The organism is Mesorhizobium sp. M0621 (assembly GCF_040320745.1).
GTDB lineage: Bacteria > Pseudomonadota > Alphaproteobacteria > Rhizobiales > Rhizobiaceae > Mesorhizobium.
Genome location: NZ_JAMYQF010000039.1, coordinates 1 through 23,694, shown reverse-complemented (window position 1 = coordinate 23,694; position 23,694 = coordinate 1). Strand labels below are relative to the sequence as shown.

Genomic DNA, 23,694 nt, shown 5'->3' with positions numbered 1-23,694 from the left:
CTTCGAAAGACGTGACATACGGGGTTTCCTGCTTATATGATAAAGGTACTCCACTAAATCGGAGGCGCCTCCGTTTATTTACGTGGGGGTTGACCCGATTGGGTTCAAGCCCCCTGACACGATGTGGAGAAAAAAATTGGCCGCCGAGCCGCCCGCCATCGCTGAAGACAAGACCGTCGCCGAAGACGGGGCCCCAGAGGCAAAGCCGCTGCGTGCCGATGCGCAGCGCAATCGCGACCGGCTGGTCGAGGTGGCGGCATCCGTCTTTGCGGAGCGCGGTATCGATGCCTCGCTGGAAGAGATCGCGCGCCAGGCCGGCGTTGGCATCGGCACGCTCTACAGGCATTTCCCGACACGCGAGCATCTCGTCGAAGTGGTCTACCGGCGCGAGGTGGAGGCGCTGTGCGCGGCCGCCGGGGAGCTTGCCGAAAAACACCAATCCGATATCGCGCTGGAACAGTGGATGCAGCGCTTCGTCGATTATATCGCCACCAAGCGCGGCCTGGCGACCAGCCTGCGCATCCTGCTCAACACCAATTCGAGGCTGTTCTCCGACACGTCCGGCCGGGTCTCGCAGGCCCTGCGGCAACTGGTCGAGAGGGCGGTAGCCGACGGCACCATCCGTGGCGACGTCGACGCGTCCGATGTGCTGCACGCACTGTCCGGCATCTACTCGGCGCCGGACACGCCGGAGTGGCGCGACCGTTCGCGCCGGCTGGTCAAGCTCTTGATGGACGGATTGCGGTTTGGGGCTGTAAAGGGACGGTGAGGGCGGCCGGATTGCGGCCGCGCACAACCAGACCTGTCCATGATTTGAGGGGCATCCGATGTATGTAGGCCGTTCCTACAAGGTGATAGATTTCGCGCTCTGGTCGCGGCGCAGCGTCATCTACATGGTGGTGGTAAGCGGGCTGGCCGTGGCGGCGTACCGTCTTCCGGGAATTGCCGGCTTCTCGGTGCCATGGTCGGTCGTGCTCGTGCTCGGCACCACTGTGTCACTCGTTGCCGGATTCAAGAATTCGCAGGTGTTCACCCGCAGCAGTGACGCGCTGCAGGCCTTTACGCAAATTACGGCCAGCAGCCGGTTGTGGTCCAATTTCTGCAGGGACTTCATCGATGCACCGACGGCGAAGCAACTCATCTACCGCCATATCGCCTGGATGACCGCACTACGGTTCTCTCTGCGCCGGCCGATGCCGTGGGAATCCATGGCGCGAGCCGCCAATGTCGAATACCGACGGCGCTACCGCATCCATGAGGATGCGAGTTCGGTCGACGGCGAGCTGCGTCCGCTGTTGGCCGAACAGGCCGAGGACGTGCTGAAGTCACCTCAGCCGGCGATAGCCCTGTTGGAAATGCAGTCGGTCCAGGTCAATGCGTTGTTCAAGGACGCAAAAATCCCTCCGCAGATCTATGTCGAACTTATCAAGCTGATCCGCGATTTCCATGATCAGCAGGCGCGCTGCGACCGCATCAAGAACAATCCCTATCCCCGGCAATACGCCATCGTGAGCTCCATGTTCGTCATGATCTTCTGCACCCTGCTGCCGTTCGGCGTCGTTCCGGTCTTTGCCGACATGGGCAAACTGGGCGGCATGCTCGGCCCGATCGCGATCTGGCTGACGATCCCGTTCAGCACGCTCCTCGGCTGGGCCTATATGTCGCTCGACCAGGTCGGCGAAAGCAGCGCCAATCCGTTCGAAGGCAATGCCAACGACGTTCCGATCTCGCAGATCTGCCGCGACATCGAGATCGAGCTGCGCGGCGGGCTTGGGGAGCTTGATCTTCCCAAGCCCTTGCTGCCGGTTAATGACATCGCGACCTGAAGCGCTTCGTTGCGGCAATCTATGTGATGCTGGAGATCCCGCCTCCGCCTCTCAGCCTAACGAGTCTCCGACCTGTGGGATGTCTAAAATTGAGGCGGCGCGATGGACCTATCGGACCTGCCGGCCGGAGATCACCCGCAGCCAGGGCGCCAGATGGAAGGCGCTCATCAGGAGATACATCGCGGCCATGCCGGTGAGTGGCGAGGAGCCCATGCACAGCATGGCCGCATCGCCGCTGAAGATGCAGGTAAGCAGCGCCATGACGGCGAAGGTCGGGGCTGCGGCAAGGCATAGCCAATCGGCGATGCTGAGCGTGGACGCATTGATGTTTTCGGGGATCGCTTCGCTGGTGGCTGTATGGATATCGAGCATGGTCTTTTTCCCTGATGGTTGTGCCGTACCGAGGGCAGAACTTGGGTTCCTCGCCCCACGAGAGTGGGGAGAGGTGGCTCGGCGGAGCCGAGACGGAGAGGGGGAAAGCGCCCTACGAAAGCCCCTCTCCGGCCGCTACGCGGCCACCTCTCCCCGCCTTTGGCGGGGCGAGGAACCCAAGCTGGGGCATGCGCCGAGCGCTCTCGCCAAATCCTTACTGGTCCTTGTCCCGGAACGCGGCTTCGCCGGCGGCCGACACTTGTTCCCATGTCTTGTCGGGCCCGGCGTCGTAATTGTCGTGCCAGTTCCACCAGGAGTAGAGCGGGGTTTGCGGATAGCCTTCCGGCGAGTCCTCCCAGATCTCCTGGCGGCCGAGCGGCGTCGCGTCGAGATAACTCCAGACGGTGCCCATAGCCTCGTCGCCGCGGCTGTTGATGAAGTAGGTGCGGAAGATGCGGTCGCCATCGCGGATGAACACGTTGTGGCCATGCCATTCGTCGACACCGAAGTCTTTGTCGAAACTGTCGGTGATGGTGTACCAGGGCATGTCCCAGCCCATCCGCTGCTTCAGCCGGGCGATGTCGGCCTGCGGGGCGCGCGAGGCGTAGACGAGCGTGGTGTTGCGTGCGTTGAGATGGGCGAGGTGGCCGACCTGATCGGCGCCGAGCGAACAGCCGCGGCAGGCATGCTCGGGCCAGCCGAACACGCCGGGCTCGAAGAAGGCGCGGTAGACGATCAACTGCCGGCGGCCTTCGAACAGATCGAGCAGGCTCGCCTTGCCATTCGGTCCCTCGAACACATAGTCCTTGTCGACTTCCATCCACGGCATGCGTCGGCGCTCGGCGGCCAGCGCATCCTTGGCGCGCAGCGTGGCCTTCTCCTTCACCAGCATCTTCTCGCGGGCGGCTTCCCAGTCCTGCCTTGAAACGATCGGCGGGGTCTTCATTGCGGTCTGCTTGGTCATTGGTCGTCTCCTTTGCCAGTCTGTTGTCGCGCCGTTGCGACGTGTGGTTGCTTGCTGTGAGCTGGAATAGGGCGGTCAAGCGCGGGGGTGGGAGTTACAAGTGTGACGGGATTTGAAAGAGCCGGCCCGCAGCAGGGGTGGCGCATCCGCTCAGTGCCCTCGACAGTGTCATTCATCGCGTGGTTCTCCCTTGTTGTGCCGCTGCCGATACGGCTTGCTGGTTGGCGGCCATGACTTAAGTTAGGGCGCTGAGCGCTGGGGTGGGAGTTACAAGTGTGACGGGATTTGAATGGACTCGCTGATCACCGCGGCGGCACTGGCGCTGGCTGGGGGCGATCCGCTCGGCGCGCTGGATCGTGTCGCCTTGCGCGAAGACCCGCCGGCGCTGGCGCTGCGTGGCATCGCCATGGCGCAGCTCGGCGATCTCGATCGTGCCAAGGCGCTGCTGCGGCGGGCCACGCGTGCCTTCGGCCCGAAAGAGGCGGTGGCGCGCGCCAGATGCGTCGTCGCCGAGGCCGAGATCGCTCTGGTGTCGCGTGATCTGGGATGGCCGCACAAGGCGCTCGACGCGGCGCGGGCGACGCTGGAAAAGCACGGCGACCGGTTGAACGCCGCGCATGCCGGTCACCTCAAGGTACGGCGCCTGCTTTTGATCGGCCGTCTCGACGAGGCCGAAGGCGTGCTGGCCGGACTCGATCCGATGCCGCTTCCGCCGGCCTCGCGAGCCGCGCACGAGCTCGCCGTCGCCGGCATCGCGATGCGGCGCCTCAAGACGAAGCCGGCGCGCAGGGCACTGGAGTGGGCCCGCCACGCCGCCCGCCGCGCCGGCATTGCGGGCCTGATCGCAGAGGTAGACAGCGCTTTCCTGACGCTGGACACGCCGGCGGCGCGGCTGATCGCCGGTGGTGAGCAGCGCCCCTTGCTGCTCGAGGATGTCGAGGCGCTGCAGGCGTCGCCGGCGCTGGTGATCGATAGCTTCCGCTATGTCGTGCGCCAGCAGGAAACAAGCGTCTCGCTGGCAACGCGCCCTGTGCTTTTTGCGCTGGCACGCACGCTCGCCGAAGCGTGGCCGGCGGATGTGTCGAGGGCAACACTGATCGCGCAAGCCTTTGGCGGCAGGCACGCCGATGAATCGCATCGGGCGCGGCTACGGGTCGAGATCGGCCGGCTGCGCGCCGAACTGCGGGGGCTGGCCGACATCGGCGCGACCAGCCAAGGCTTCGCGCTGGCACCGCGCGAGGCGCGCGAGGTGGTGGTGCTGGCGCGGCCGATCGAGGAGCGGCACGCGACGGTGCTGGCCTTCCTAGCCGATGGTGAATCCTGGGCAAGTTCGGCGCTGGCGCTGGCGCTTGGCACCGGCCAGCGCAGCGTGCAGCGGGCGCTGGAGCAGCTTGGCGAGGCCGGCAAGGTGCAGTTTTTCGGGCACGGACGGGCGCGGCGTTGGATGACGCCGCCGGTGGCCGGATTCACGACGACCTTGTTACTCCCGTCCCCGCTGCCGAGTGGTTAGTAAGGGACATCGGACCATCTCAGTGAGGATCAAGACATGAAACATTCAGCGGCCGAAGTCCTGCGCGAGTACGGACCCTTTCCGGGGGTGGAGAGGGTGCACGGAGTGAGTTTTGACGGCGACAATGTCTGGTTTGCCTCGGGCGAGAAGCTGAACGCCTTCGATCCGGAAAGCGGGCAGGTGCTGCGCTCGATCGATGTCGCCGCGCATGCCGGCACCGCCTATGATGGCCACTATTTCTTCCAGCTTGCCAACGACCTGATACAGAAGATCGATCCGGATACCGGCCGGGTGCTGGCCACCATTCCAGCACCCGGCGGTGGCGCCGATTCCGGGCTGACCTGGGCCGAAGGGACGCTTTGGGTAGGGCAATACCGCGAGCGCAGGATTCACCAGATCGACCCCGAGACCGGGGCAATCCTGCGCACCATCGAATCCAACCGCTTCGTCACAGGCGTTACCTGGGTCGATGGCGAGCTGTGGCACGCCACCTGGGAAGGCGACCAGAGCGATTTGCGCCGCGTCGATCCGCAGTCAGGCAAGGTTCTGGAAAAGCTCGACATGCCGGCCGGCATAGGGGTATCCGGGCTTGAATCCGATGGCGGCGACCGCCTCTTCTGCGGCAGCACCTCCGCCGGCGTGGTGCGGGCTGTGCGCCGGCCGCGGTGAGGCCGAATCTTCCGACCAAAGATCAGGACGGTGGATCGCTCGCGGCAAATTTATCCGCGGCCGTCTGGCCGTCGCCCCCTGTGGAACCTAGATAGGGCGTGCGCCGGGCGGGCCGCCTGGACCATCTTTGCAAGGGATCCGCATCATGTCTGAACAGCTCACCATGCCTGAGAAGATTGCGTTGAACGACGGCTTCGCCATTCCCCAGCTCGGTCTTGGTGTGTGGCAGGTCGATCAGGACATCACGGCGCAAGTGGTGGGTTGGGGGATCGAGGCCGGCTATCGGCTGATCGACACCGCGGAAGGCTATCAGAACGAGGAAGGGGTCGGAGAGGCGATTCGAAGCGCCGGCGTGCCGCGTGGCGAGCTGTTCATCACCTCGAAACTGCGCAACGGCGCGCACCAGCGCGATGCGGCTTTGCGCGCCTTTGACGAGACGATGGAGAAGCTCGGCGTTGAACAAATCGACCTGTTCCTGATCCACTGGCCCGTGCCCAGCCAGGACAAATATGTCGAGGCCTGGAAGACGCTGGTTGAACTCCGGCAGGCCGGCCGCATCAAGTCGATCGGCGTTTCGAATTTCAATCAGGACCATCTGGAGCGGATCATCGCAGAGACCGGCGTGACGCCCGTCGTCAACCAGATCGAACTGCACCCCCAGTTCCAGCAGCGCGGCATCCGGGACTTTCATGCCAGGCATGACATCCGCATCGAAAGCTGGAGCCCGCTGGGCAGCGGCCGGCTGCTGAGCGATCCGACCATTGGCGGCATTGCCAGGAAGCATGGTAAGTCCGCGGCGCAGACGATCATTCGCTGGCATCTCCAGGAGGGACTGATCGTCATTCCAAAGTCGATCCGCAGGGATCGCATCGCCGCCAATTTCGATGTCTTCGATTTCGAGTTGGATGCACAGGATTTGCAGACGATCCGGGGCATGGATTCGCCCGATGGCCGCAACGGGCCGAACCCGGCCACGGCCGCGTTTTTATTCTGAGGTGACCTCTAGGAGCCGACGGTGATGCCGCCAATCTCCCCCCAAGTGGGGGAGATGTCCGGCAGGACAGAGGGGGGCGTTGGCCCGCCAACATATCAGGGCATGTCAGCCAAACCTGCCGCGATGACAATATGTTGGCAGACATTGTCGATGTCGCGGATGACATCGTCATTCCAGAAGCGAAGGACGGTCCAGCCAGCCTGTTCCAGGCGCTTCGTCCTCAGGGTGTCGGCCATCGCAGGATCGGCGTCGCCGTGCTGAACCCCATCGACCTCCACGACGAGCTTTTTGCCCGAGCAAGCAAAGTCGGCGATGTAGCTTGCGATTGGAAATTGCCTGCGGAAGCCAAGAGGCATGGCTGTTTGTGGCGAACGCTGGCGCTCTACGGCGCCCCCCTCTGTCCTGCCGGACATCTCCCCCACAAGGGGGGAGATTGGCCGTTTGGCCGCTTTCGCCAATCTTCAGCCGTTCTCGCTCAAATCCCCGAGCCATCCAACTGCTGGGCGTCTTCGCCTTCCCACGGCGCCGGCATGGACGCGCGGCTGAGATTGGCTGTCGGCAGCGGCATCCAGCATTTCAGTTCCGGTTCGGCGTATTCGATGACGCGCCCTGGCGAAGAGTCCGACGCGCGCCAGCCTTCCGAGGCGAATTGGTCAGCGCGTGACCAATAGGCGAGGTCGACTTCCGCCGGCCCCTGTTCGGATGGGCGCACCGTGACCAGGATACGGCTCCCATCCCTCGGCGCCGTTGACATGTGGCGCCACCGTTCGGGTTCGTCCATCACATTCCTCCTCGCACCTGCAGCGTTGGGTGGAGTGTCGCCTCGCGGTCCGAAGGGGTCAACCCAAAGTTTGCGCCATGGAGCGGGTCCATACGATGTGAGGGCAGGATGGGGGACCACGCCAAATTGGCGACCGACATATACTGTGAAAGAAACTTGAAAACGTCGGTCGCCAGGGGCGGAGTTGGGACGCACCACGTTGGGGACGCGATGCGAGGTCAGGCTAGGCGGATGCTTGGTATCTGCAATCGGAACGCCGGATGATGGTGAACCACTGGTTACTATCCACAGGGTTCGCCCGACAGATCGCGTCAGGGCAACTGTGCGCAACGCGGAACTGACGGCCATGCGTGCTCGACGGGCTGTGACCCAGTTGATAAGCCCGTCTGCGAAAGGAGCCTTGAGTCGAAATGACCGTTGCGATCGAGATGGGACACACGACCGCCGGCGCCCCGGCGAACCTGGATCTCGAGGAACTGCTGGCCACCCGGCTTTTGGTGCAGGGCAATTCGGGCTCCGGCAAATCGCATCTTTTGCGCCGGCTCCTGGAGCAGAGCGCGCCCTGGGTGCAGCAGACCATCATCGACCCCGAAGGTGACTTCGTCTCACTGGGCGACCGTTACGGCCATCTGGTCATCGATGCCGAGCAACATACCGAGCGTGGCCTGCAGGCGGCCGGCGAGCGCGCACGCATCCATCGCGTTTCCACGGTGCTCAATCTCGAAGGGCTCGATGCCGAGAACCAGATGCGGCGCGCCGCCGCCTTCCTCGGCGGGCTGTTCGAGGTCGCCCGCGACCACTGGTACCCGATGCTGGTCGTCGTGGACGAGGCGCAGCTGTTCGCGCCGGCGGTGGCCGGCGAAGTGTCGGACGAAGCGCGCAAGCTCTCGCTTGGCGCCATGACCAATTTGATGTGCCGTGGCCGCAAGCGCGGGCTGGCCGGCATCATCGCCACCCAGCGGCTGGCCAAGCTCGCCAAGAATGTCGCCGCCGAGGCGTCCAATTTCCTCATGGGCCGCACCTTCCTCGATATCGACATGGCGCGCGCCGCCGATCTTCTGGGCATGGAACGGCGCCAGGCGGAGGCGTTTCGCGACCTGGAGCGCGGGCAGTTCATGGCATTGGGGCCAGCGCTGTCGCGCCGTCCGCTGGGGCTTCGCATCGGCCCGACCGACACCAGCCCGCGCAACGGCACGCCGCGGCTGATGGCGATGCCGGAGGCGGCGCTGGAGGATGCACGGGCGATCATTCTGGCCGCTCCGCCGCCCGATACCGCGCGGCCGCAGCGGAGGACGGCGTCGCCGGACCTGCTCGACCAGCTGATGGCGGCGAAGTCGGCGGCGCTGGAAATCCGCCCCGAACCGGTGGAGCCGCAAATCAGCGCCGAGGATCTGGCGGAGCGTCGCGAGCGCGTCGACCGTGTGCTGCGCGCCATCCTGGCGCAGCCCGACGCGGGCTTTCGCGTCATCGGCGTGCTCTATCAAGAATTCGTGGTCCGCTGCCGCATCGAGGGCCTCGCCTCGGTCGTGCCCGACCTGCCGGAGTTCCGCCGCATGCTGACGCGCGCCCGCGCCGGCCTCGGCTCCGATATGGCGGCAGGCGATGACGCCTGGCAGGATGTCTCGGTGCGCGCTTCGCTGCTACCCGACGACATGCAGGGCGTGTTCATGATGATCGCGCGTGCGGCGAAGGAAGGCTGGCCGTGCCCGAGCGACGCCGCGATTGCCCGCGCCTACGGCTCCCACTCGTTGCGCCGCGCCCGGCGGCTCCTGACCTATATCGAGGAGCAGGGGCTCATCGTCTGCCAGCTCGACGGGGTAGGCAGGCGCACCGTGACGTTGGTTGAGCTGGCCTGGGCCACGGCCCCGGGCGACCCCAATGCCGAGGAAATGGAGCAGGGGAGCCTGGCGTTGTGAGGAGACGCGCTTTGGGGTAGGCCATTGCGTGTCGTTTCCAAAGCCGGCCGACCGGAGAGCTTTTCAAAGGATGCTAATTTCTGATGCGATCTGGAAGCAAGCTCGCAGGATGCTGCAGATGGTCCTCTTCACCGCTCCTCGACAATCCGCAAATACGCCGCCGTCACGAACAGCACGATCAGTCCGAACAGGATCCGCCTTGCCCCCTCCGGCATCTGCAGGATGGTCAGCAAGGTCGTCAGCACGGTCAGGATCAGCGCGCCGATGATGGTGCCAGTGTAGCCGCCGCGGCCGCCGAAGATGGAGGTGCCGCCGATGACGGCGGCGGCCACCGAGGGCAGCACCAGCGGTTCGGCGAGCGAGAGCGATGGGGCCTTGATCAGGCCGATATAGAGCAGGCCGGTGATGCCGGCGAGCACGCTGGAGATGATGTAGAGCGCGGTGATGACCTGCCAGTATTGCACGCCGGACAGGCGCGTTGCGCGTTCATTGTCGCCGACAGCGTAGAGCAGGCGGCCGAAGCCGGTGCGGGCGAGCGTGAACACGATCAGCGCCGCCAGCGGCACGAACAGCAGCAGCGCGTTGGGGATGCCCCAGGTCAGGCCGGTGCCGAGCCAGGCGAGGAAGTCGGGGATTTTCGCACCCGACGCAATCACCGTGCGCTGGTAAACCTGCAGGCAGCCGGTGCCGATAAGGCTGGTGCCCAGCGTCATGATCAGCGGGTGGACGCGAAAGACGCCGACACCGATGCCGTTGACGAAGCCGATCAGCACCGCCGGCATCATCGCCAGCAGGAAGGCTACCGACGGGTCCTGGTTGACGACTTGCGTGGCCATGATGAAGGCGCTCATCGTCGCCACCGTACCGACCGAAAGGTCGATGCCGCCGGTCAGCATGGTCATGGTCTGGCAGCCGGCGAGGATCGCCAGGGGGATGGCGAACTTGATGGTGTTAGCGATCCAGCGCTCGTTGACGATGCCGGGACGCAGGATCTGCAGGATCACCACCAGGATGACGAGCAGGATGATCAGCGGGATCAGCGGCCGGTCGGCCATGAAGCGCTTTACGCGGCGGCCGAAGGGGACGGGAGTGATCGCGGTGGTGCTCATGGGGTGGGTCCGGTTCGCGATGGGGTGGGGCAGGGGGTGTTCTGGGAGGATAGCGCTCTACGGCGCCCCCCTCTGTCCTGCCGGACATCTCCCCCACTTGTGGGGAGATCGGATGTCATCACGGCCTTCGCCGATCTCCTACGTTGCAGAAAAGAGCGGGGCGCCAAAGCTGCCAATCTCCCCACAAGTGGGGGAGATGGCCGGCAGGCCAGAGGGGGGCGCCGTAGAGCGCTACGCTCCATTTCATGCTCCCTCATCATTGCCGCCCCCGCATCGTAATAAACGCGCCGAACATCACCACGGCGACCATGATGGCGCCTTCGATGATGGCGGTGACGTTGGGGTCGATGGCAAGCAGCGTCAGGTCGGTGCGCACCAGCCGCAGCACGAAGACGGCGACGATGGGGCCGAGCAGTCCGCCCTTGCCGCCCCCGAGCGCCACGCCGCCCAGCACCACCGCCGCAACGCTGGCCAGCAGATAGGGGCCGGGGATGGGCGCGCCGATGCCGGTGCTCATGGTCAGCGCCAGCCCACCCATGGCAGCAAACAGGCCCGACAATGCATAGGCGATGATACGGGTGCGCTTGACCGGCACACCGCTGCGGAACGCCGCCAGCTCGCTCGAGCCGATGGCGTAAATAGAGAGGCCAAGGCGCGAACGCCTGAGCGGTATCCAGATGATGCAAAGGCACACGACCAGCACGAGCAGCGCCTTGGGCAGCCAGGCGTCGATGGCGTCGGGCAGGCCGGGTATCGGCACAGTGCCCGAGATCAACCCCTTCAGCCATTCGGCGGCCCCGCCGCCCGGCGCGTCGAGCACCAGAAGGGCAGCGCCCTGCAGCACGAACAGGGTCGCGAGCGTGACGACGATGTCGGGTACGCGGGTGACGACGATCAGCATGCCGTTGACGGCCCCGAGCACGAAACCCATGGCGAGCACGAAGGGTACCACGAACAGTGCGTATTCCTCCGAGGCGCCCGCCATCATCGAGGCAGCGGTGACGCTGGTCAGCGCCATCATGGCGGCGACCGACAGGTCGATGCCACCGGCGATGACGACCACGGTCTGCGCGGCCACCGCAAAGGCGTAAGGCAAAACCGCCCGCGCGAGCGAACCGAAATCGCCGCTGCCATAGGCCGGCTGGATCAGCTTTGTGATGATGAACAGGGCGAAGAGGAGAGCGAACAGGCCGGCGACCCAGCCCTGGCGGCGCAGGAAGTGGGTCATGCGTTCGTCCCCAAAGACGGGGATTGGGGATCAGCCAAAATGCCGATATCCGCCTTGGCGCCGCGCGGCAGGCCGTAGGCGGCGCGCATCAGTGCCGGCTCATCGGCTTCCTCGACCGGGAAGATGTCGACGACGCGGCCGCCGAAGATGACGATGACGCGGTCGCAGACACGCTGCACCTCTTCCAGTTCGGAGGTGTAGAACAGCACCGACTTGCCGTGGCCGGCAAGCTCGCGCACCAATTTATAGATCTCCTGCTTGGTGCCGACATCGATGCCGCGCGTCGGGTCGAAGCACAGGATGGTGCGGGCGTCCGCGGCGATCCAGCGGGCGATGGTCACCTTTTGCTGGTTGCCGCCGGACAGGCGCTGCACCTCGCCTTGCGCGCGGGTGTCGATCTGCAGCCGTTCGATGGCGCTGACCACTTTTGCGCGCTCCTGGCGCATGTTGATCGGCCCCCAGTTGCGGAGCGCGGCACTGAAGGGCAGCGCGATGTTCTCGCGCACCGAGCGCTGCATGGCGAGCGCCTCGGCGCGGTCGCCCGGCACATAGGCGATGCCGGCGCGGATGGCGTCGATCGGGTGCGAGAACTTTGCCGGCTGGCCATCGACTTCGATTGTGCCGCCCGATGGTCGGATCGAGCCGGCCAGGGCTGCGAACAATTCGTCCTGGCCCTGGCCTTCGAGTGCAACGACGCCGGCGACCTCGCCGTCGTCCAGATCGAAGGAGACGTCGTTGAGCTTGGTGCCGACGCGCAGATTGCGCACGGAGAGCCGCGGCCGGGCAAGGGCGGGCGCTGCCTTCTGGGCGGCGCTGCGGGCGGCGACATGAGTCTTGACGATGCGGGTGCCGAGCATCAACTCGACGATCTTCTCCTCGACGCCGGGCACGATGTCGACGACGCCGACGGTCTCGCCGTCGCGCAGCACGGTGGCACGGTTGCAAAGCGCCGAGATTTCGACGAAGCGGTGCGAAATGAAGATCACGGCGCGGCCGCTGTCGCCTTGGCGGCGCACCACCTCCAGCACCTTTTCGGCGAGATTGGCGGGCAGCGCCGCGGTCATCTCGTCGAGCAGCAGCACGTCGGGCTCGACGGCCAGTGCGCGCGCCAGGTCGAGCACGCGCAGCACGGCCAGCGGAATGTCGCGCGCGGTATCGCGGATATCGAGGTCGGGAATGCCGAGTTCGCGCACCCAGGCGCGGAACGGCTCGACCGGCGTGCCGGTCAGCCGCAGATTGGAAAGCACGTCGAGATCGGGGATCAGTGACGGCTCCTGGTAGACGGGCAGCAGCCCGGCGCGGCGTGCGGCGGCGGGCGAGCGTATGTCGCGCGCCTCGCCACGGATCAGGATACGCCCGGCATTGGCGGAGATGGCGCCGGTCAGGATCTTCACCAGCGTCGACTTGCCGGCGCCATTGGCGCCCATCAAGGCGTGCACCTCGCCCGGCAGGACGGAGAGCGACGCGTTGCGAAGCGCTGCAACGGCGCCGTAGTTCTTGGCGACGCCTGACGCGTCGAGGAGAGGGTTGCTGGTCAAATGGTTGGGTCTCGTTCCAAGCTATTCAAATATTTTGGAGCCAACTCTTTGATGGCTGGCGCTCTATGAGGCCCCCCTCTGTCCTGCCGGACATCTCCCCCTCAAGGGGGGAGATTGGCGGTTCCGCCGGTGGCGCTCTTCTTTGCAATGTTGGCGATTGACCAAAGCATCGATGAAGGCCGATCTCCCCCCTTGAGGGGGAGATGTCCGGCAGGACAGAGGGGGGCGCCGTAGAGCGCTATCTGTGTAACGAGGACGGCAGTTCGCCGTCCTCGTGAGTTCATTCAAACCCAGCTCTACTCGCCCGGGCCCTTGCACGCCACGATCTGTTCCTTGGTGTACGTCGTCCAGTCCGGGATCGAGATCGAGACCGGCCATTCGGGGCTCAGCGACGGATCGGCGGCGGCCTTCAGCTTGGCCTTGCCTTCCTCGGTGGCGTTCTCCCACAGCTGCGGCTCGACCAGCACGGTCTGCTGGGCCGGCTTCTTGCCGTCGAGGATCTGCAGGGCGAGCGTGACACCCGCACCGCCGATCGAGCCGGGGTTGGTCACTGCCGCACCGACGAGGTCCTTGACCGAGCTCAGCTGGCCGACGAAGCCGGCATTGTCGGCGCCGACCACCGGCACCAGCGGCGCCTGCGATTCGACCAGCGCGTCGACGATGACGTTGTCGATGCCGGACGTCCACACGCCGTTGATCGGCGTGCCGGTGGCGAGGAAGGACAGCATCTGCTGCTTGGCCTGGTCCTGCTGCCAGCCGGTAAAGACTTCCTGCGCGACCTTCACATCAGGGAATTCGGCCAGCGCTTTCTTGAAGCCCTTGTCCCGATCGCTGTCGGCGGAAGCGCCGGCCGCGCCACGCATGTAGAACACGTCGCCCTTGCCGCCCATCTGGCCGAACAGCCATTTGGCGCCGAGATAGGCGTACTGTTCCTGGTTGTTGGAGATGATGTAGGCCGACGGCTCGGTGACCGCCTGGTCGACGGCAACGACGACGATGCCGGCCTTGGTGGCTTCCTCGAGACCCGCCTTGATGCCGGCCGGATCGGCCGGGTTGACGACGATGGCGTCGACCTTGGCGCTGATCAGGTTGCGGATGTCTTCCAGCTGGCCGGCGGAATCCGTGTTTCGGTGGGCGATGTTGAGCTTGGCGACCTCGCCGGAAGCCAGCGCCTGCGCCTTCATGGCGCAGACCATCTCCTCGCGCCAGCCATTGCCCTGCACGGTGTTGGAAATACCGATCGTGTATTTGCCCGCGGCGGACGAGACGCCCACCGAGGCCAGCAAGGCAGCACCCGCAAGCAGCGGGACCATGCTCAGGATTTTCTTCATTTCAGACTTCCTCCACATTGTTTTTCAGTTCAGTTCCAAGCCGTTAAACCGGGTCGCGTAGAAAAGAGATTCAGGCGGCGCGTCTTAAGTTCTTGTCTTTTTATGCCACCCGCTTTCCGGCGACATGCATTTCCGCCGTCATTTGACGAAGGGGCGCAGCACGTCGCGGGCGAGCAGGAATCCCCGCTTGACCTGATCATCGCTGCCTTCAAATCGTCTGTCCTCGTGCTCGATGATGACCGATCCGTCATAGCCGGCGCGGTAGAGGCCGGAGAAGAAGCCGCTCCAGTCGACATCGCCGAGCCCCGGCATGCGCGGCACTTGCCAGCCTATGCCGGAAGACAGGATTCCGCGCTCGTACAAACCATCATGATCAATCATCAGATCCTTGGCATGGACATGCAGCATGTAGGGACCGAATTCCCTGATGAAACGAACTTGGTCGATCATCTGCCAGACCAGATGCGACGGGTCGAAATTCATGCCGACATCGCCGCCCCAGGTTTCGAGGATGCGGCGCCAGACCTGCGGCGAATAGGCGATGTTGTGCCCGCCCGGCCACTCGTCATAGCTGAAGATCATCGGGCAGTTCTCGAAGGCGAGCTTGACGCCGTGATCGCGCGCATAAGCGACGATCTCGGGCCAGACCTTGAGAGCCTCCTGCCAGTTGACGTCGACGGTCTTCGAGGCATCACCACCGCAGAAGGTGTTGACCAAGGGCACGCCCATATTGGCGGCCAGCACGATCACCTTCTTCAGATGGCTGATGACAGCTTCGCGGTGGGCGGCATCGGGGTGCAGCGGGTTGGGGTAGTAGCCGAGGCCGGAGACCGTGAGGTTCTTTTCCGCCAGTGAGGCGACGATCTCTTTCGCCTGCGCAGCGGAAGTCGATGCGGCGTCGATGTGGCTGGTGCCGGCATAGCGGCGGCTGGCGCCCGATGATTTCGGCCAGCAGGCGATTTCCAGCGCCTCGAAGCCAGCCGCGCTTGCCCAGTCGGCGACCTTGCCAAGCGGCGTCTCCGCGAACGGTGCGGTGAGCACTCCAAGTTTCATACTGCCTCCCTTGGTCGCGAATTCACGACCGGCTTGTACTATGCAGATCGAGCCGGCCGCTTCAACCGTGTGGTGTCGGCTTGTTTCAGATTGCGCCTGACGGTTGCCATCGGATTGTCCGAAAGCAGGCCGCCAAGTGCTGATGTTACGGCCCTGCGGAACGTCTCGTTCGCGGCAAGGCTGGGGTCGAAAATCGTATCGATGGCGAGGATGCCGGAAGCCAGCGCCTGCGCATCGTCGCCGGTTGTGTCGGCGATCGCAGCAACCTGGCCGGCATAGGGGTCCGATACCGGCCAGCGTTTGCCGAATCGCGCCGAGGCCTGGGTCAGATAAGCCATCCAGCCGGCGACCGGTACCGAGAGCAGGTCGATGCTTGCGCCCTGGCTCAGGCGGTCGCGGATAGGGTTGAGCAGGCGCTGGACGATCTTCTGCGAGCCGTCGGTGGCGATCTGGTGGTTGCGGTGGCGGATCGCGGTGTTGCGCAAGCGGCCGAGGCTCTGCTCGACATAGGCCAGTGGCTCCATGCCTGGCACCGGCGTCAGCGTCGGCAGCGTTTCCTCGACAAGCATGCGCCTGATGAAGGCTGCCAGCAGCGGGTCGGCGATGGCGTCCGAGGTGTGTTCGAACCCGGCCAGCACGCCGAGCGTGGCGAGCGTCGTCTGGGCGCCGTTGAGCACCCGCATCTTGAGATGCTCGAACGGCATGACGTCGTCGACGAAGCTGGCCCCGACGAGATCCCAGCGCGGCATGCGGCCGGCGAATCTCTGCTCGATCACCCATTGCCGGAACGGCTCGCCGACGGCAACGGCGGCATCGCGGTAGCCGAACCGCTGTTCGACGCTGTCGAGGTCATCTTGCATGACTGCCGGAGCGATGCGGTCGACCATGGCCGAGGGGAAGGCGGCGTTGGCTTCGATCCACTGGGCGATATCATTGCCGCGCCGTTCAGCAAAAGTCCGCACGACATTGGCCAGGATCACACCGTTGGTAGGGATGTTGTCGCAGGAGAGCAGCGTCAACGGCCGGGCGTGCGTGGCCCGGCGCAGCTCCAGCGCCTTCGCGAGGATGCCGGGGACGCTGCGTGGCGTCTGCGGGTTGGCGAGGTCATGGACGATGTCGGGATGGTCGAGGTCGAGTTCGCCGCTCGACGGAATGTGGCAATAGCCCTTCTCGGTGACGGTCATGGTCACCAGGTCGATGTCGGGCGCGGACAGCACGTCTAGCGCCGGTGCTGCACTCGCCTGGCTGTCGACCACCCTGATGATGCTGCCGATGACGCGAGCCTCGATGTGGCTGTTGTCGCGGATCAGCCTGGTATAGAGCCCACTTTGCCGGCCAAGCGTGTCGGCGAGGCTGGGTGGGCGGATGTTGATGCCGATCACGCCCCAGCGGTCGAACTGGATCGACAAGAGGTCATCGGTGTACTCCGCCTGGTGGCAGCGGTGAAAGGCGCCGACGCCGAGATGCGCCATGCCAGGCGCGAGAGCTGTACGGTCGTAAGCCGGCGCCTGGACAGCCGCAGGAAGCCTCTCCAGCAACGCTGGGCTGAGCGTTTCGTTCACCTGTTCGCCCCGATCACCCACTGTTCCTGGTCGATCAGCGTCCCGGTCATCGGCCCGGCCGCGTCGGAAAGCAGGAAGACGGCGAGGTTCGCGATATCGCTCGTCGAGAACAGGCGGCCGAAAGGCTGCGAGGCGTTGGCAGCATCGAGCCAGCCCGGGCCGTTGCCCAACGTGTCGGCCTGCATGGCGCGTTCGGCCGGCGTATCGGTCCAGCCGACATTGATGCCGTTGACGCGGATGCGGTCGAAGCGGTGGGCGTTGGCGGCATTCTTGGTCAGCGTGGCCAGCGCGCCCTTGCTGGCGGAATAGACGGCGAGCTCCGGCGAGCCGCAATGGGCGTTGATCGACAGGATGTTGACGATCGCGCCGCCCTGGCCGCGCTTCTTCATGTCGGCGATGGCCGCCTGCATGAGGAAGAACGGTGCGCGGGCGTTGACCGCGAACAGCGACGCCCAGTCGTCAAGGCTGGCGTCGAGGATGGAGGCGCGGTCGGTCAGGCCGGCGGCGTTGACGAGAGCGTCGATGCGGCCGAAATGGGAGACGCAAAACTCCACCAATCGGGCTGGCGCGGCAGGGTCCGAGAGGTCTGCGGGGACAATGACCGTTGGAGTGCCCATTCTCGAAATTGCTGCAGCAGCCTCGGCGCCACGCAGTTTGTCGCGACCGGTAATCACCAGTCCCTCTGCACCGGAACGCGCCAGCGTCTCGGCGATGGCGCGGCCGATGCCTTGCGTCGAGCCGGTGACCAGCGCCACCTTACCGTTGAGTTGAAGCTCCATTCCTCCTCCCGGAACAAAGTTTCTATTTTTAGAAATATGGAACGCTAATTCCCGATAGTCAATTGTGCCAGCGGCGTCTTATTTGCTGCGGCGGGCGACGACGCCATGGACCAGCGCCATGCCGACGGCGAGCGACGCGGCCAACGAGCGGAAGCCGGCGAAGTCGGATTCCACCACTTCCAGCCAGCTGTCCGACAGCCGGACCAGCGGACTGAAGGTGCTGTCGGTGATGGTGACGATGCGCGCCTTGCGTTCATGCGCCACCGCGACGAGGTCGGGCGTGATCGAATTGTAGGGGCTGAAGGAGACCGCCAGCACGGCATCTCCTTTGCCGATGCAGCCGACCTGGTCGATTGCAGTGGAGCCGACATTGTCGACCAGCAAATTGCGCACACCTTGTTGTGACAGCGTTAGCGACAGGTAAGTGGTGACGGGGAAGGCACGTTTGGAGCCGATGACATAGATCAGGTCGGCCGCCGCCAGCAGCGCCACCATCTTCTCGAAACTCTCGACGTCGAAGCCGCTCTCGATGCGGCCGAGCGACGCCTGCGAGGCGCCGACCATACCGTGCAGGAAATGCAGATTGGGTTCGGCCTCGGTTCGCTGCTCGCCGCGTCCTTCCGGCCAGGATCCCTTGACGTGATCCTTGAACAGGCCCTGGAAATCGGAAAAGCCGGAGTAACCGAAGATCTGGGCAAAGCGTACCAGCGTCGAGGGCTGCACGCCTGCCTGTGCCGCGACCTGCGCTATGGTGCCGAGCGCGACATCGCTCGGGTGCTGCCACAGGAAGATCGCGACCTGACGCAGCCGCTTGGGGAAATGCACGGTGCCGGACGACAGCACCGCGCGCAGCTCCTCATAGGTCTGCGGCTGGATATAGCCGAGAGCGGCAAGCGAGCGTCCGCGCTTGCGGGTCGCCGCCTCGTCGGTGCTGGATCGTCCGGATGCCTTGCCTGCCCCACTCATGATTTCAGGCTAGCGTGGCACGATCGTTTTACAATATGGAAATTGGAAATTGTGTTCGAAAGCAGTAGGGATTTGGTAGGGCGGTTGGTAGATTGGAACCGCCGGGCCGTCGTGGTGCGTAGGGTTGGCGAAGCCTTCTCAACGTCGTCATCCTAGGGCGAAGCAGGAGCGGAGCTCCGTCGCGGAGACCCTAGGATGCATGCCGTGACTGCTGTCGAGGAATGCAGCGGAAGAGAAGATTCTTCACCGTAGGATCGCTCTGACGTCACGGCATGGATCCTGGGGTCTGCGCTGCGTCGCTACGCTCCTTGCTCCGCCCCAGGATGACGAAGCGATAGGTGAGGAGTGTGAAACATGGTCTATGCAACATCGGATGGATCGACACGCCAGCGTTTGAGGGTCGGCATGGTCGGTGGCGGCCGCAATGCTTTCATCGGCGCCGTGCACCGACTGGCCATGCGCCTTGACGACCAGATCGCGCTGGTGGCCGGCGCGCTATCCTCCGACCCGGAGAACGCCGCGGCCTCGGCCGCCGAGATCGGCATCGCGCCGGAGCGCAGCTATGCCGACTATCGCGTGATGGCAAAGGCAGAAGCCGCGCGGCCGGATGGCATTGAGGCGGTGGTTATCGTCACCCCCAACCATCTGCATGCGCCGATCGCCACGGCTTTTCTCGAGGCAGGCATCGACGTGATCTGCGACAAGCCGCTGTCGACGACATTGGGCGAGGCCGAAGCGCTGGTGGCGCTCGCGAAGGCGAAAAACCGCCGCTTCGTCGTCACCCTCAACAACACCGGCTACGCCATGGTGCGCCAGGCGCGCGAGATGGTGGCGGCTGGCGAGCTTGGACGCATCGTGTCCGTGCATGGTTCGTATATCCAGGACTGGCTGACCAAGCCGATCGACGCCGAGGGCCAGAAGCAGGCGGAGTGGCGCACCGATCCGGCGCGCGCTGGGCAGTCGGCGGTGCTGGCCGACATCGGCGTGCATGCCTTCAACCTGGCAAGCTATATCTCGGGCTGCGAGGCCGAGGCGGTGTCGGCCGATCTGTTCACCGCCGTGCCCGGACGCCGGCTCGACGACAATGCGCATGTGCTGCTGCGCTGGACAGGCGGGGCGCGCGGCACGATCCTGGCCAGCCAGACGTCGCCCGGCCACTACAATGATCTGTCCGTGCGCGTCTATGGCGACAGAGCCGGGCTCGAATGGTCAGGCGCACGACCGGAAGAACTGCGCTTTTCCCGCTATGGCGAGGAAACCCGCACGCTGGTGCGCGGCGGGCATGGCTCGACCGAAGAGAGCCGGCGCGTGTCGCGCATGCCGGCGGCGCATCCCGAAGGCTATATCGAGGCCTTCGCCAATTTCTATCGCGACGCCGCCGACATCATTCGCGCCCATCGGTCGGACGAGGTCGTGGATGCAGCCCGCGCCGCACAGGTGCCCGATGTCGTCGACGGCGCACGCGGTGTGAAATTTGTCGCGGCGGCAGTGGAGTCGAATGCGGCGGGTGGCGCGTGGACGGCTGCAAGGTTTGCGGGATAGCCTTGTCACCGGCATCGCGCCCGACGAAACGAGGGCGCGCTGCTACCCGCATGGCCAAGCATACTCTAATGGATGGCGATGATGCCGTCGACGGCGCGCCATTCCGACGGCCGGATGAGCCGGTGGTGGGCGACGCGGACCGAGTGGAGCGGGCCGTCGAGTTCGCGCTCCCAATAATGGAGAAAGCCCTTGAGTTCGGGAAATGCCGGGGCGAGATCATAGTCCTGCCAGACATAGAGTTGGAGCAGGCTCGGATGGTCGGGCAGATGATAGTGGATTTCAGCCGTCGTCAGGCCATAGCCTTCCATTTGCAGGCGGAATTCGCTGCTGACTGTATCTGCCATGTGCTTCTCCTTCGTCTATCTCCGTTCAGGGCAACATGCAGCCTATCGACATGTGGTTGAACTCGTCTGGCCGGGAACGGCGAAAAGTTCCGTCGGCCCATGGATGTCGTCCGTCTCTAGAATAATAATTCCTCGAGAAGGTCAGCGGTTCCGGCTGCTCAGTGCCACGATCTCTGATGATCTTGTTTGACCACGGTGGAAATTCAAGCTGAAAATCGCTCCGCCAATGCGAAATTGCCACGCCATAACGGGGTGTTAGCGCTCTTGCTGGTCGAGTGCTAAAATTTTTTCGCCGGGCTCTTGAAACCGGAAACCGGCAAAACTAGTTCGATATGCGCCGCGATGCCTGATGAAGGGTCGCAGCGTTCCGCACCGGTCCGATATTGCCGGTTCGGTGCGGAGGAACCTCAAAAATCTGTTTGCCCATGAGGAGAGCGACATGGCGTTCCGTCCGTTGCATGACCGTATTCTGGTCCGCCGCATCGAAGCCGAGGAGAAGACCTCCGGCGGCATCATCATCCCCGACACCGCCAAGGAAAAACCGCAGGAAGGCGAAGTGCTCGCCGTAGGCCCCGGCGCACGCGACGACAGCGGCAAGCTTGTCGAACTCGACGTCAAGGTCGGCGACCGCATCCTGTTCGGCAAATGGTCCGGCACCGAGATTAAACTCGACGGCAAGGACCTGCTCATCATGAAGGAAAGCGATGTGATGGGCGTGATCGATGTGATCGCCGAAGTGAAGAAGGCCGCCTGACGGCTGCCTGGATGAAGGAGTAATCTAATGGCTGCCAAAGAGGTGAAATTCCATACCGAGGCGCGCGAGAAGATGCTGCGCGGCGTCGACATTCTCGCCAACGCGGTGAAGGTGACACTCGGCCCCAAGGGGCGCAACGTCGTCATCGACAAGTCGTTCGGCGCTCCGCGCATCACCAAGGACGGTGTGACGGTGGCAAAGGAGATCGAGCTCGAGGACAAGTTCGAGAACATGGGTGCGCAGATGGTGCGCGAAGTGGCGTCCAGGACCAGCGACATTGCCGGCGACGGCACCACGACGGCGACCGTGCTTGCGCAGGCCATCGTCAAGGAAGGTGCCAAGGCCGTGGCCTCGGGCATGAACCCGATGGATTTGAAGCGCGGCATCGACAAGGCGGTGGAGGCGGTGGTGGCCGAACTGAAGGCCAATGCCCGCAACGTGACCAGGAACGACGAAATTGCGCAAGTCGGCACCATTTCGGCCAATGGCGATGCTGAGATCGGCCGCTTCCTCGCCCAGGCGATGGAAAAGGTCGGCAATGAAGGGGTGATCACGGTCGAAGAAGCCAAGACCGCCGAGACCGAACTCGAAGTTGTCGAAGGCATGCAGTTCGACCGCGGATATCTCAGTCCCTATTTCATCACCAACCAGGACAAGATGCGCGTGGAGCTCGAGGAGCCCTATGTGCTGATCCACGAGAAGAAGCTCTCCAACCTGCAGGCGATGCTGCCCGTGCTCGAAGCCGCGGTGCAGTCTTCCAAGCCGCTGCTGATCATCGCCGAGGACGTCGAGGGCGAGGCGCTTGCCACACTGGTCGTCAACAAGCTGCGCGGCGGCCTCAAGGTCGCGGCCGTCAAGGCGCCAGGCTTCGGCGACCGTCGCAAGGCCATGCTGGAAGACATCGCCATTCTCACCGGCGGCACCGCGATCAGCGAGGATCTCGGCATCAAGCTGGAGAATGTCACGCTGCAGATGCTGGGTCGCGCCAAGAAGGTGGTGATCGAGAAGGAGAACACCACGATTGTCGACGGCGTCGGGCGCAAGGAAGAGATCCAGGGCCGCATTGCCCAGATCAAGGCGCAAATCGAGGAGACGACCTCCGACTACGACCGCGAGAAGCTGCAGGAGCGGCTGGCCAAACTCGCCGGCGGCGTCGCGGTGATCCGGGTCGGCGGCTCGACCGAGGTCGAAGTCAAGGAGCGCAAGGACCGCGTCGACGACGCGCTGCACGCGACCCGCGCTGCGGTGGAGGAGGGCGTGCTGCCCGGCGGTGGCGTTGCGTTGCTGAGGGCCGCCAAGGCGCTCGATGCCGTGCAGACCGACAATGCGGACCAGCGAACCGGGGTCGAGATCGTGCGCCGCGCCATCGAAACGCCGGTCCGCCAGATCGCCGAGAATGCAGGCGCGGAGGGCTCGATTATCGTCGGCAAGCTGCGCGAGAGGAGCGAGTTCGGCTGGGGTTGGAACGCCCAGACCAACGAATTCGGCGATCTCTACGGCCAGGGCGTGATCGATCCGGCGAAAGTGGTGCGCGCAGCTCTTCAGGACGCGGCATCGGTCGCCGGCCTGCTCGTGACTACCGAAGCGATGGTGGCCGAGAAACCGAAGAAGGAAGCCGCCACCCCGGCCATGCCGGCCGGCGCCGGTATGGACTTCTGAGGTCGCGGCCAATCAGCCCGCTCCCTGCGGGGAGCGGGCATCAGTCGAAAAAAGTGGAGGCAAACATGGACGCAACGGCTGGCCTCGGATCCGTACCGGCGCCGACGCATCAGGCAAAGGAATTCCTGGCCTACGAGACCGAATGCAGGAGCGCGCTGCAGCCGCTGCTGGCAGGGCTGCTCGACATGGCCGAAGCCGCCGGCTGGAACCGGCGCACTGCGGCGTCGACGCTGATGTTCCTTGCCGCGCAGCAGGTGTCGGCGGCCACCGAGGCGTCCGTCGGCGGTTGAATTGGCGATCGCCGTTTAGCGATCTTCGTTCTGTAGCATGCGACGGGAAACATTGCTGTTGTGGAGGTGGAGACGTGATTGCGGGCCGGTTGCGTGAATGCCTGAAAATACTGAGATGGGAGGCGGGCGACCTGGCGGCCGAACTTGGCCGTCCGCAAAGCGAGGTCGCGTCCTGGCTTGATGGCCGCAATCCGTCTCCGCTCGCCGTCGTCGCTTGGCTGGAGGCGCTGGTGAAGGCGCACAGGGCGCTGCCGGCGCCAGGCCGATGCGTTCCGTCGATCGGCGCGGCCAATGTCGGGCCGGCCAAGCTCGAACTGACCGGATCGAGCCTGCCAGGACCGAACTGGGCGGCGATCCGGGCGCGATCGGCGGCGCCGAAACGGCTATTCAATCCTCGATACAAGACGTCTAGCCCGGATATCTCACACAGTTGAAGTGCATCGGGGCTCCGAATCAAGGAAAATGCTTCTGCGACAAAGACTTACCTTGAGCAGAGGTATTCCCCGA

Annotated in this window: 24 protein-coding genes; 11 read left to right on the top strand and 13 right to left on the bottom strand. The window is 64.5% G+C overall.

What is annotated here, in order from left to right; translation table 11 throughout:
• The first annotated feature begins 136 nt into the window (after nt 1-136).
• Both NKI38_RS23250 and NKI38_RS23245 read left to right on the top strand, forming a co-directional pair.
• A complete protein-coding gene (locus tag NKI38_RS23250; RefSeq protein ID WP_352661177.1) occupies nt 137-769 on the top strand; it encodes a TetR/AcrR family transcriptional regulator in 633 nt (210 codons plus the stop codon).
• Nucleotides 770-827: 58 nt separating this feature from the next.
• On the top strand, nt 828-1,826 hold the full coding sequence (locus tag NKI38_RS23245; RefSeq protein ID WP_352661174.1) for a bestrophin family protein: 999 nt from the start codon (nt 828-830) through the stop codon (nt 1,824-1,826).
• A 108-nt stretch (nt 1,827-1,934) separates the two neighbouring features.
• Here NKI38_RS23245 and NKI38_RS23240 read toward each other — a convergent pair whose 3' ends face one another.
• Nucleotides 1,935-2,198, bottom strand: coding sequence for a hypothetical protein (locus NKI38_RS23240; protein WP_352635907.1), 264 nt, complete (start codon nt 2,196-2,198; stop codon nt 1,935-1,937).
• 214 nt (nt 2,199-2,412) lie between these two features.
• On the bottom strand, nt 2,413-3,162 hold the full coding sequence (locus NKI38_RS23235) for a DUF899 domain-containing protein (RefSeq protein ID WP_352661171.1): 750 nt from the start codon (nt 3,160-3,162) through the stop codon (nt 2,413-2,415).
• Nucleotides 3,163-3,451: 289 nt separating this feature from the next.
• On the opposite strand from NKI38_RS23235, the gene NKI38_RS23230 reads away from it, so the two are divergent.
• The 3 genes from NKI38_RS23230 (at nt 3,452) to NKI38_RS23220 (ending at nt 6,335) form a co-directional block, all read left to right on the top strand.
• Complete coding sequence (locus NKI38_RS23230) at nt 3,452-4,672, top strand: helix-turn-helix domain-containing protein (protein WP_352661168.1); 1,221 nt, start codon at nt 3,452-3,454, stop codon at nt 4,670-4,672.
• Nucleotides 4,673-4,708: 36 nt separating this feature from the next.
• A complete protein-coding gene (locus NKI38_RS23225; RefSeq protein WP_352661165.1) occupies nt 4,709-5,341 on the top strand; it encodes a Vgb family protein in 633 nt (210 codons plus the stop codon).
• A gap of 145 nt (nt 5,342-5,486) precedes the next feature.
• A complete protein-coding gene (locus NKI38_RS23220; RefSeq protein WP_352661162.1) occupies nt 5,487-6,335 on the top strand; it encodes an aldo/keto reductase in 849 nt (282 codons plus the stop codon).
• Nucleotides 6,336-6,430: 95 nt separating this feature from the next.
• On the opposite strand, the gene NKI38_RS23215 is transcribed toward NKI38_RS23220, so the two are convergent.
• Together NKI38_RS23215 and NKI38_RS23210 are read right to left on the bottom strand one after the other, a co-directional pair.
• A complete protein-coding gene (locus NKI38_RS23215; RefSeq protein ID WP_352661159.1) occupies nt 6,431-6,748 on the bottom strand; it encodes an endonuclease domain-containing protein in 318 nt (105 codons plus the stop codon).
• A gap of 62 nt (nt 6,749-6,810) precedes the next feature.
• A complete protein-coding gene (locus NKI38_RS23210; protein ID WP_023761099.1) occupies nt 6,811-7,116 on the bottom strand; it encodes a hypothetical protein in 306 nt (101 codons plus the stop codon).
• A gap of 410 nt (nt 7,117-7,526) precedes the next feature.
• Here NKI38_RS23210 and NKI38_RS23205 point away from each other — a divergent pair, with 410 nt between their 5' ends.
• Complete coding sequence (locus NKI38_RS23205) at nt 7,527-9,032, top strand: helicase HerA domain-containing protein (RefSeq protein WP_352661155.1); 1,506 nt, start codon at nt 7,527-7,529, stop codon at nt 9,030-9,032.
• Between the two features lie 128 nt (nt 9,033-9,160).
• Here the strand turns inward: NKI38_RS23205 and NKI38_RS23200 are convergent, their stop codons facing one another.
• The 8 genes from NKI38_RS23200 to NKI38_RS23165 form a co-directional block, all read right to left on the bottom strand.
• The gene (locus NKI38_RS23200; protein WP_352661152.1) at nt 9,161-10,141 is read right to left on the bottom strand and encodes an ABC transporter permease; all 981 of its coding nucleotides are present in this window, start codon (nt 10,139-10,141) and stop codon (nt 9,161-9,163) included.
• Between the two features lie 256 nt (nt 10,142-10,397).
• The gene (locus NKI38_RS23195; RefSeq protein WP_352661149.1) at nt 10,398-11,369 is read right to left on the bottom strand and encodes an ABC transporter permease; all 972 of its coding nucleotides are present in this window, start codon (nt 11,367-11,369) and stop codon (nt 10,398-10,400) included.
• Nucleotides 11,366-12,907 carry a sugar ABC transporter ATP-binding protein gene (locus NKI38_RS23190; protein WP_352661146.1) on the bottom strand — a complete coding sequence of 514 codons (1,542 nt, stop codon included), beginning with the start codon at nt 12,905-12,907 and terminating at the stop codon, nt 11,366-11,368. Before NKI38_RS23190 ends, NKI38_RS23195 begins: the two co-directional genes overlap by 4 nt.
• Before the next feature lie 296 nt (nt 12,908-13,203).
• Complete coding sequence (locus NKI38_RS23185) at nt 13,204-14,238, bottom strand: ABC transporter substrate-binding protein (RefSeq protein WP_352661143.1); 1,035 nt, start codon at nt 14,236-14,238, stop codon at nt 13,204-13,206.
• A gap of 138 nt (nt 14,239-14,376) precedes the next feature.
• Nucleotides 14,377-15,291, bottom strand: a complete 915-nt coding sequence (locus tag NKI38_RS23180; RefSeq protein ID WP_352661140.1) for a sugar phosphate isomerase/epimerase family protein — start codon at nt 15,289-15,291, stop codon at nt 14,377-14,379.
• Between the two features lie 38 nt (nt 15,292-15,329).
• The gene (locus tag NKI38_RS23175; protein ID WP_352661138.1) at nt 15,330-16,853 is read right to left on the bottom strand and encodes a mannitol dehydrogenase family protein; all 1,524 of its coding nucleotides are present in this window, start codon (nt 16,851-16,853) and stop codon (nt 15,330-15,332) included.
• On the bottom strand, nt 16,850-17,632 hold the full coding sequence (locus tag NKI38_RS23170; protein WP_352661135.1) for an SDR family oxidoreductase: 783 nt from the start codon (nt 17,630-17,632) through the stop codon (nt 16,850-16,852). The genes NKI38_RS23175 and NKI38_RS23170 overlap by 4 nt, the downstream gene beginning before the upstream one ends.
• Nucleotides 17,633-17,710: 78 nt before the next feature.
• Nucleotides 17,711-18,598 (bottom strand): MurR/RpiR family transcriptional regulator, encoded by an 888-nt coding sequence (locus tag NKI38_RS23165; RefSeq protein ID WP_352661132.1) that lies wholly within the window; start codon nt 18,596-18,598, stop codon nt 17,711-17,713.
• Between the two features lie 354 nt (nt 18,599-18,952).
• On the opposite strand from NKI38_RS23165, the gene NKI38_RS23160 reads away from it, so the two are divergent.
• On the top strand, nt 18,953-20,140 hold the full coding sequence (locus tag NKI38_RS23160) for a Gfo/Idh/MocA family protein (RefSeq protein ID WP_352661129.1): 1,188 nt from the start codon (nt 18,953-18,955) through the stop codon (nt 20,138-20,140).
• A 65-nt stretch (nt 20,141-20,205) separates the two neighbouring features.
• Here the strand turns inward: NKI38_RS23160 and NKI38_RS23155 are convergent, their stop codons facing one another.
• Complete coding sequence (locus tag NKI38_RS23155) at nt 20,206-20,484, bottom strand: usg protein (protein WP_352661126.1); 279 nt, start codon at nt 20,482-20,484, stop codon at nt 20,206-20,208.
• A 439-nt stretch (nt 20,485-20,923) separates the two neighbouring features.
• Here NKI38_RS23155 and groES point away from each other — a divergent pair, with 439 nt between their 5' ends.
• The 4 genes from groES (at nt 20,924) to NKI38_RS23135 (ending at nt 23,621) form a co-directional block, all read left to right on the top strand.
• On the top strand, nt 20,924-21,238 hold the full coding sequence (groES, locus tag NKI38_RS23150) for a co-chaperone GroES (RefSeq protein WP_352661251.1): 315 nt from the start codon (nt 20,924-20,926) through the stop codon (nt 21,236-21,238).
• Nucleotides 21,239-21,265: 27 nt separating this feature from the next.
• Nucleotides 21,266-22,897 (top strand): chaperonin GroEL, encoded by a 1,632-nt coding sequence (gene groL, locus NKI38_RS23145; RefSeq protein WP_352661123.1) that lies wholly within the window; start codon nt 21,266-21,268, stop codon nt 22,895-22,897.
• A 65-nt stretch (nt 22,898-22,962) separates the two neighbouring features.
• On the top strand, nt 22,963-23,187 hold the full coding sequence (locus tag NKI38_RS23140) for a hypothetical protein (protein ID WP_352661120.1): 225 nt from the start codon (nt 22,963-22,965) through the stop codon (nt 23,185-23,187).
• A 74-nt stretch (nt 23,188-23,261) separates the two neighbouring features.
• The gene (locus NKI38_RS23135; protein ID WP_352661117.1) at nt 23,262-23,621 is read left to right on the top strand and encodes a hypothetical protein; all 360 of its coding nucleotides are present in this window, start codon (nt 23,262-23,264) and stop codon (nt 23,619-23,621) included.
• Nucleotides 23,622-23,694: the final 73 nt, after the last annotated feature.